Source organism: Sphingomonas sp. 28-62-20 (assembly GCF_002281505.1).
The window spans coordinates 1-8134 of the sequence record NZ_NCGH01000042.1 but is presented as its reverse complement, the minus strand read 5'-3'; the positions used below and the strand labels follow the sequence as shown (position 1 = coordinate 8134).

At 59.0% G+C, this 8134-nt stretch carries 5 protein-coding genes; all 5 read left to right on the top strand.

What is annotated here, in order from left to right; translation table 11 throughout:
* Positions 1-72 precede the first annotated feature (72 nt).
* Complete coding sequence (locus tag B7Y43_RS19370) at positions 73-1062, top strand: TolC family protein (RefSeq protein WP_374133318.1); 990 nt, start codon at positions 73-75, stop codon at positions 1060-1062.
* Positions 1059-3236, top strand: a complete 2178-nt coding sequence (locus B7Y43_RS19365) for a type I secretion system permease/ATPase (RefSeq protein WP_374133317.1) — start codon at positions 1059-1061, stop codon at positions 3234-3236. The genes B7Y43_RS19370 and B7Y43_RS19365 overlap by 4 nt, the downstream gene beginning before the upstream one ends.
* The gene (locus B7Y43_RS19360; RefSeq protein ID WP_374133316.1) at positions 3233-4627 is read left to right on the top strand and encodes an HlyD family type I secretion periplasmic adaptor subunit; all 1395 of its coding nucleotides are present in this window, start codon (positions 3233-3235) and stop codon (positions 4625-4627) included. The genes B7Y43_RS19365 and B7Y43_RS19360 overlap by 4 nt, the downstream gene beginning before the upstream one ends.
* Before the next feature lie 173 nt (positions 4628-4800).
* Positions 4801-5561, top strand: a protein-coding gene (locus tag B7Y43_RS19355; protein WP_374133315.1) for an IS5 family transposase whose coding sequence is annotated in 2 segments (ribosomal slippage) — positions 4801-5119 and positions 5119-5561 — 762 coding nt in all. Because the reading frame shifts where the segments join, the coding sequence is not laid out codon by codon here.
* Positions 5562-5738: 177 nt separating this feature from the next.
* Positions 5739-8134: FG-GAP-like repeat-containing protein (locus B7Y43_RS19350; protein ID WP_374133314.1), on the top strand; the 2396-nt coding region annotated here is incomplete at its 3' end.

Here is an 8134-nt window from a genome sequence, read left to right as displayed (position 1 = left end):
GGGTTAACCCCCAACCCGGTTGCCATCACGCCCACGCAAGGGCATCAACAGGGCCTCCGGCTCTACTCATAGGTGGAGGATCGTCGGGGCTCAGACCACGAACAACAACACGAGGCCGATCGTGCAACCTATGCGGCGCTGGTGGGGCATGACCCCGGCGCCCTCGCACCGTCACCGCCCTTGCCGCAGCTGCCGGTATCGATCGACACGGCATTCGACCTTGCCTACACTTACAACCCCGATCTGGCGCAAGCGATCGCCACCGAGCGCGCATCGCGCGCGCGCATTGCCGCTGCTCGCGCGGAAGGTAGGCCGACGGTGTCGTTGCGCGGGTCGGCGAATTTCATCGGGCAGGTCACACCCTCTAATCTCGTAAACGGGAATCAAGTGTTCGATGGTCAGGCGGTGCTAACGATCCCGCTCAGCACCGGGGCGCGCGTGCGATCGCTGGTTGCCCAGGCGCAGGATCGCAATTCCGTCGATCGTGTTGGGATCGAGGCAATACGCCGGCGTGTGGTCGAGAGGATCGTCTCCAGCTGGAATGCTATCGCCACCGGGCAGCGCAACGTCGAAGTGGGCAAGGCGCAACTCGATTCTGCGCGCGTGTTCGACGAGGGAACGTTTGAGGAATATCGCGCGGGGCTGCGTTCGACATTTGACGTGCTGTTTGCCCATGGCTCGCTGCGCGATGCCCAGATTGCGCTCGTCAATGCCCGCCGCGACACCTATGTTGCTCAAGCGACGCTGCTGCGCCATCTCGGTCTCCTGGAAGCGCGAGCGTTGCTAACCGGGACGGGCCTACACAATCCCGATCTCCATTTTGAAAAGATCAACCAGCGCGCCAGAGTGCCCTGGGCCGGCGCCGTCCAAGCGCTCGACCAAGTTTATTCCACCCGGCCCAGGCAGGCTGGCCTCGAGCAGCCGTCGGCCGGCGAAGGCGACCCCGCGATCGTGCCGGCGCCTGAGCAGCTGCCAATTCCAGCCGCACGCTCCTCCCCAGTCGTCCCGATCTCGGGCACGACGGGGCGTCCGTTATCTGACCGGAGTCTTAAGCGACCATGACTGGCGTCAATCCCGAAGTCGAGATCGGCCAGGCGAGCGACGACAGCGGACCGATCGCACTTGCTGCGATGTTTGCGATGCATCGGATCGTGGTCGATCCCTTGCAATTGCGCCATAGTCTTGGGCACTATCACGCGGCAAGCTCGCGGGATTTGCTCCGTATCGCTAAGGGGCACGGGGAGGTCCGGGCTCGTTCGATTCGGACTAGTTTCGATAAACTCGCGCGTACGCCATTGCCCGCGCTTGCAAACGGATCGCAGGGTTGGTTCATCCTGGGCCGGGTCGCTGGAGACGAAGCGCTTGTTCAATTCGTGAACCCTCAGCCGGGCGTCACGGAGTTTCCGATCCGCAAGCTCACCCGCGATGAACTCGAAGCGATCTGGTCAGGCGAGTTGGTGTTGATCACCACGCGCGAGGGTTTGGGCGCCGCTGGACGACCCTTCGACTTTACCTGGTTCATCCCCCAGATTGTCAAATACCGTCGGCTGATCGGCGAAGTTCTGCTGATCACTTTGGCGCTTAATCTGCTCGGTCTCGCAGCGCCGCTGTTCTTCCAAAACGTTGTCGACAAGGTCTTAGTCCACGGAACACTTGACACACTTACCGTGCTGGCAATCGGCTATGTCGCGGTCTCGTTCTGGGAAACCGCGTTCGGGTGGTTGCGTACGCGGCTCTATTCCGAAACTAGCCAGAAGATCGATGTCGAACTAGGTGCGCGGCTGTTTCGGCACTTACTCGGGCTTCCGATCGGCTATTTCGAGGCGCGGCGCGTGGGTGATATCGCGATGCGCGTACGCCAGCTGGAAACAATACGCGAATTTCTGACCAACGCCTCTCTAACGGTGCTGGTCGATCCAGCCTTCACGGTGGTCTTCCTTGTCGTCATGTGGTTTTACTCGGTCAAACTGTTTCTGATCTCGGTACTGACGATTCCGGCTTACATCCTGGTCGCGGTGTTCGTCACCCGCCCCTTGCAGGCCCGGATCGAGGAGAAGTTCGAGCGCGGAGCTGCCAATAACGCGCTTCTCGTCGAGAGTATATCTGGCATCAACACGCTTAAGGCCGGTGCCGTAGAGCCGCAATGGCAGGAACGATGGGAGCGACAACTGGCCGGCTACAGCACCGCCAGCCAAAGAGTGATCAACATAGGCAACACTGGGTCGCAACTGATCCAGTTAGTCTCCAAGCTCAACCTTGCGGCGATCCTCTATTTTGGTGCCGAGGCGGTGATCGCGCACAAGCTAACAGTTGGCGGCCTCGTCGCGTTCAATATGTTTGCGCAGCGTGTTTCGGGCCCGGTAATTCGTATGGCGCAGCTGTGGCAGGACTTCCAGCAGGTACGCATCGCGATCGCCCGACTAGGTGACGTGCTCAACCAGCCAGTAGAGCCTGGCGCGGGCAGTCGCACCTCATTGCCTGCGATCAGGGGCGAAATCGCGTTCAACATTGTGCGGTTTCGCTATGGCCTTGAAGGGCCGTGGACGCTTGAGGACATTGACTTGAAGATTGCTGCGGGTGCTTCGCTCGGGATCGTCGGCTCATCCGGTTCGGGCAAGTCGACGTTGACCAAGCTTCTGCAGCGGCTTTATGTCCCGCAAGGTGGGCGGATCACGATCGACGATGTGGACATTGCACAGATCGACCCCGCGTGGTTGCGTCGACAAATCGGCGTTGTGCTTCAGGAAAACCTGCTATTCAATCGCTCGATCCGAGAGAATATCGCTTTGCCCAATCCGGCAATGCCACTCGCAGCGGTGATTGAGGCTGCGCGATTGGCGGGGGCACACGACTTCATTCTCAAGCTACCTGGCGGCTATGACACCCCCGTCGAGGAGCGCGGGACCAACCTGTCGGGCGGGCAACGCCAGCGACTTGCGATCGCCCGCGCGCTGGTCACACGGCCGCGAATTCTGATCCTTGATGAGGCAACCTCTGCACTCGATGCTGAAAGCGAGGAGATCATCCAGGCCAACTTGAAGGCGATGAGCCAGGGCCGGACCGTGGTGATCATCGCGCATCGCCTTTCGGCGGTGCGGCAATGCGATGCCATCATCGCGCTCGAAGGTGGCAGGATTGTCGAGCGCGGCACACACGCTGAACTTTTACGCGCGGGTGGCCGCTATGCTGATCTGCACCGTCGCCAGAGCGGTCTTGCCGATAGCGGTGCTGCATGAGCGGGCCCGGTCACTATGTGCGGGTGATCCGCGAGGCGCTACGTGCCGATCGAGAAAGGCGTAAAACGCATCAAATCAGCCGCGAAACGGAGTTCCTCCCCGCCGCGCTCGAAGTGGTCGAACGGCCAGTCTCCCCTACCGGAAGGGGCACCGCCTGGGTGCTGCTTGCCTTGCTCGTCGCGACGCTGACGTGGCTCATCCTGGGCAAGGTCGATGTGGTAGCGTCGGCCACCGGCAAGGTCCTGCCCAGCGGCAGCATCAAAATCGTCCAGTCGGCCGGGTCCGGCGTGGTTGCTGCAATCCACGTTGCCGACGGCGATCGCGTTACCAAGGGGCAGGTCCTCATCGACCTCGATCTGACGCTATCGTCAGCCGAGCTCGAACAGGCGAACAAGGCGTTGCTCGCCGCAGAACTCGATGTCGCGCGCAGCCGGGCTGTTGGCGACGCGCTCACGGGCGGTGGATTGCACTTTGCGCCACCTCCTGGAACCCCTGGAGACATCTCTGCGACACAACAGAAACTGATTGCTGCCCAACTCGCCGAGGTTAACTCGACCGTCGCAGGACACAGCGCCGCGCGTTCAGCCGCGCTCGCCGATGCGCGCGCCGCCGATGCGCAGCGAAGCAAGTTCGATGCTACGCTACCGATCCTCGATCACGAGCTCGACGCGATGAACCGGCTTGATGCTCAGGGGTATGCGCCTGGGCTGCGCCTGCTCGAACTACAACGTCAGCGCCGCGCCGAGCAGGGCGACCGCGATGTCGCCTTGGCGCAGCACGCGCGCGCCATGGCCGAAGCGCGGCGTCTTGCAGCGCAGATGGCGCAGACGCGTGACCAGGCGATGCGGCAGACTCTGGCCGATCTCGCTAAGGCTGAAAGCGAGGCTATCCAGAAACGCGAGGAGGTGACCAAGGCAATTCGGCGCAATGGCCTTAAGCGATTGCTGTCGCCCGATAACGGCACCGTCCAACAGCTTGCAGTCCATACGATCGGTGGCGTGGTCGAACCAGCTCGAACGCTGATGGTCGTCGTGCCGACGCACGGTGAAATCGAAGTCGAGGCACGCGTGTTGAACAAAGACATCGGCTTCGTGCGCGAGGGGCAGAGCGCCGAAGTGAAGTTCGAGGCCTTTCCCTTCGCACGCTATGGAACGGTCCCAGGCAAAGTTGTGTCGCTGAGCCGCGATGCGGTGGTCGATCCCAAGCTTGGTGCAACCTATGTGGCGCGCATTCGCCTGACTCGCGCGACGATCGTTGTTGACGGCAAGCCGGTGCATTTGTCTTCTGGCTTGGCGGTGACTGCCGATATCCGCACCGGATCGCGCCGGATCATTTCCTGGCTGTTGAGCCCGATCCAGACTTCGGTCTCGCAGGCGGGAAGAGAAAGGTGAGAGTGGTCCGAAGCGCGTGCACCTGAGATGCTGAGAAGATATGCACCATTGCCCGGTGCGCCGCAATTCGGAAGCAAATCGCAAATATAGGCTGCCTAGGCTCAGGACCCATTAAATCACTTGCATGAGGGACAAGGTGTTGATTCAATGGCGGGGTCGAGTAGGCGTTGCCGATGTCCGAGCCGTGGTTGCTGAGCGAGGCGCAGATGCGCCGGATCGAGCCTTACTTTCCTTTGTCGCATGGGATTCCGAGGGTGGATGACCGACGTATCGTGTCGGGGATCATTTACGTGATCCGGGGCGGTTTGATGTGGCGGGACGCGCCCAAGGCGTACGGGCCGCACAAGACGATCTACAACCGCTTCATCCGCTGGAGCCGACTGGGGGTCTTCAACCGCATCTTTGCCGAGCTGGCGGCAAAGGCGGGCGAGCCCGATACGATCATGATCGACGCCACCCACCTGAAGGCGCACCGGACGGCGGCAAGCCTCTTAAAAGGGGGGCTCTTTCCCGACGTATCGGGCGCACCAAAGGCGGCCTGAACTCCAAGCTCCATGCCGTGTGCGACGACCTGGGGCGACCGCTCGTCCTGCTGCTGAGCGAGGGGCAGATGAGCGACTACAAAGGAGCCGCCCTCATGATCGACGCCTTGCCACGAGCAAGGCACCTGATCGGCGACAGGGGTTATGATGCCGACTGGTTCCGTCGCACCCTCGCCGAGCGCGGAACCGCAGCCTGCATACCGTCGAAGCGCAACCGCAAAATCGCCATCTCGCACGATGCCGCGCTCTACCGACAGCGTCACAAGGTCGAGATCATGTTCGGTCGGCTCAAGGACTGGCGGCGCATCCACACCCGCTACGATCGCTGCGCGCACACCTTCATGTCCGCCATCTGCATCGCCGCAACCATCATCTTCTGGTTGCCTCAATGAGTCCTGAGCCTAGTTATCAAAATCGGGAACGAGGCATTTTTGGCGATTTACGGCAAGGCCATGCAAAGCGCCTTGCTGGATACCTATAACTTCAGCGATTAAAGATTTAAAATATATGGGGTTAGCCGAAGCCGCTATCATCGTTGGCCAGAAAAATCTGGTTATGGGTGAAAGACCGTGGACGAGCAGTTGACCGAGTTAGTTTTTATATGTTTTCGGTTCAATCAAGGTTTAAAGTGCACATCAGTTGATGGGGTGGGCGGCATGCCGGTCGTAAGTGACTTTACAGCGTTACTTCAGTCGTCGATTTCATCGACGCCAGGCAAGGCAGCGTTTTACACATTTTCATTTGCGTCGGCCCCGCCAGCTTATTTGTCTGCGATCTATTCGCCCGCGCAACTCGCAACGTTCCTACCTATGAACGATGCGCAAAAGGCAGCTTCCCGCTTGGCGCTGGATGCGTGGGCGTCGGTTTCCGGGATCACGTTTTTCGAAGTGACCAACAGCGTCGGCGATATCAATTTTGGCATTTATGATTTGGCTGCTCTTGGAAGCCCAGGTGCGGCAGGTTTTGCGTATTATGGATCTCCAACGGTACGCGATGGCTTCCAAAGCGATGTTTTTCTTCTCCAACCTTGGGCATCAAACGCTTATGTCCTGCTTCACGAAATCGGCCATGCACTGGGGCTAAAGCATCCGTTCGATGGTAGCACAACTCTTGACCCGGCACTGGACGACGTCACGCGCACCGTTTTGAGTTACACCTTTAGAGGAGGCCCTGGCGATAGGCTGGGTTCACTCGACATTGCCGCAATTCAGTATTTGTACGGTACCAATAGCAATGATGGCAGCCAAGTCGCTAGCTGGAACTGGAATACAGCAATCGAAACACTGACCCAAAATGGTGGAGCAGCCGACGACGTCATTGCAGGAGTCGCGTCGCGCGACGTCATTTTCGGTGGGGCGGGCAATGACAAGATCGACAGCGGATCGGGTGGTGATTACATTGATGGTGGTGATGGCAGCGACAATATTAATGCCGTTATTGCTTCTGGCTATGGCGCGGTTGCGATTCTTGGCGGTGGCGGCAATGACGCGATTCAGTTGCGCGTTGACGCCGCCCTTCCCGCATTCAGCATAGACGGCGGAGCAGGCACAGACTCGCTCAATATCTTCTCCTTCAATTCAACACGGCCGCTCAACCTGTCGCTGTCGGGCGATGGTGTAAGCAGTGGTCTTGTGATCAATGTCGAAAACATACAGATCAGTGGGACATCGCGGGGCGATAACATCACTGGCTCAATGGGCGTTGATACAATCAGTACATTTGGCGGCAATGCTATTATCCGTGCTGCGGGTGGTAACGACTCAGTTTTTACGCAAGTTAGTTCCTTAAATGAGGCAATTTTTATCGATGGTGGAGATGGAAATGACTATGTTGGTATCGAGTTAAAAGATACAATACGAAGTTCATTTTCTAATATTATTTTAATTGGTGGAGCGGGCAGTGATATTATATATTTTAATTACTACGGAACTCAGTCGTTAACATTCTCGATTGGGGCGAGCATCGCGAGCGGGAGTCAAATCACCGGATTCGAATTTTTCGGGTTACAGGGATCGAGCGCCAACGATTTGCTGACGGGCTCTGACTTTGCAGACACGATCTTCGGACGTGACGGCAACGATTCGATTATAGGGGGCCTCGGCCGAGATGCTCTAACCGGTGGAAATGGCGCTGACACATTCGTTTTTTTAAGCGCTGCCGATTCTTTAGCCCAGACCCCTGACACAATATTCGATTTCACCACCGGGGTTGATGTAATCGATCTTACGGCTTTTCCGGTGTGGAATCTTGCCGTCGCGGGCAGCCAGTTGACAGGAGTCGGATTGGCTGGGAACTTCGCAGTGAGTTTTAATGGCAGCAGTTTTACGACCGCCGATATCAGGTCCCAAAGCGTCGGTCTTTACGCTGCGGGCACGAATGCTGTGGATACTCTGATCGGACAGGCTGGCCGTGATTATCTCAACGGCGCCGGCGGCAACGACAGTTTACGCGGCGCTGGCGGCAACGATTTTCTTTCCGGCGGCGCTGGCAATGATGCGCTCGATGGCGGCACGGACATTGACACCGCCATCTATGCCGCGACCCGCGCCCAATCCACCGTCACCCGCAACGCTGGCGGAACGGTCACTGTTACCTCCACCGCCGACGGCACCGACACCGTGTCGAACGTCGAGCTTTTTCAGTTTGCTGACGGGCTCTTTTCCTTCCGCTACGCCGATCCCGGCGGCACGCGCGTTAACAACTTCGCCATCAACGCGGGTGGCTGGTCTTCGCAGGACAGGTTTTCGCGGCATGTGGCGGATGTGAACGGCGATGGCTTTGCCGATATCGTCGGGTTTGGGCAGGCGGGGACGTTTGTGTCCTACGGCCAGCGCGACGGCTCGTTCAGCGCAGTAACCTTCGCCTCCGCCAACTTCGGCGCGAACCAGGGGTGGACGAGCGACAACGCGTTTCGCCGCGAACTGATCGACGTCAACCGCGATGGCCGCGCCGATATTGTCGGGTT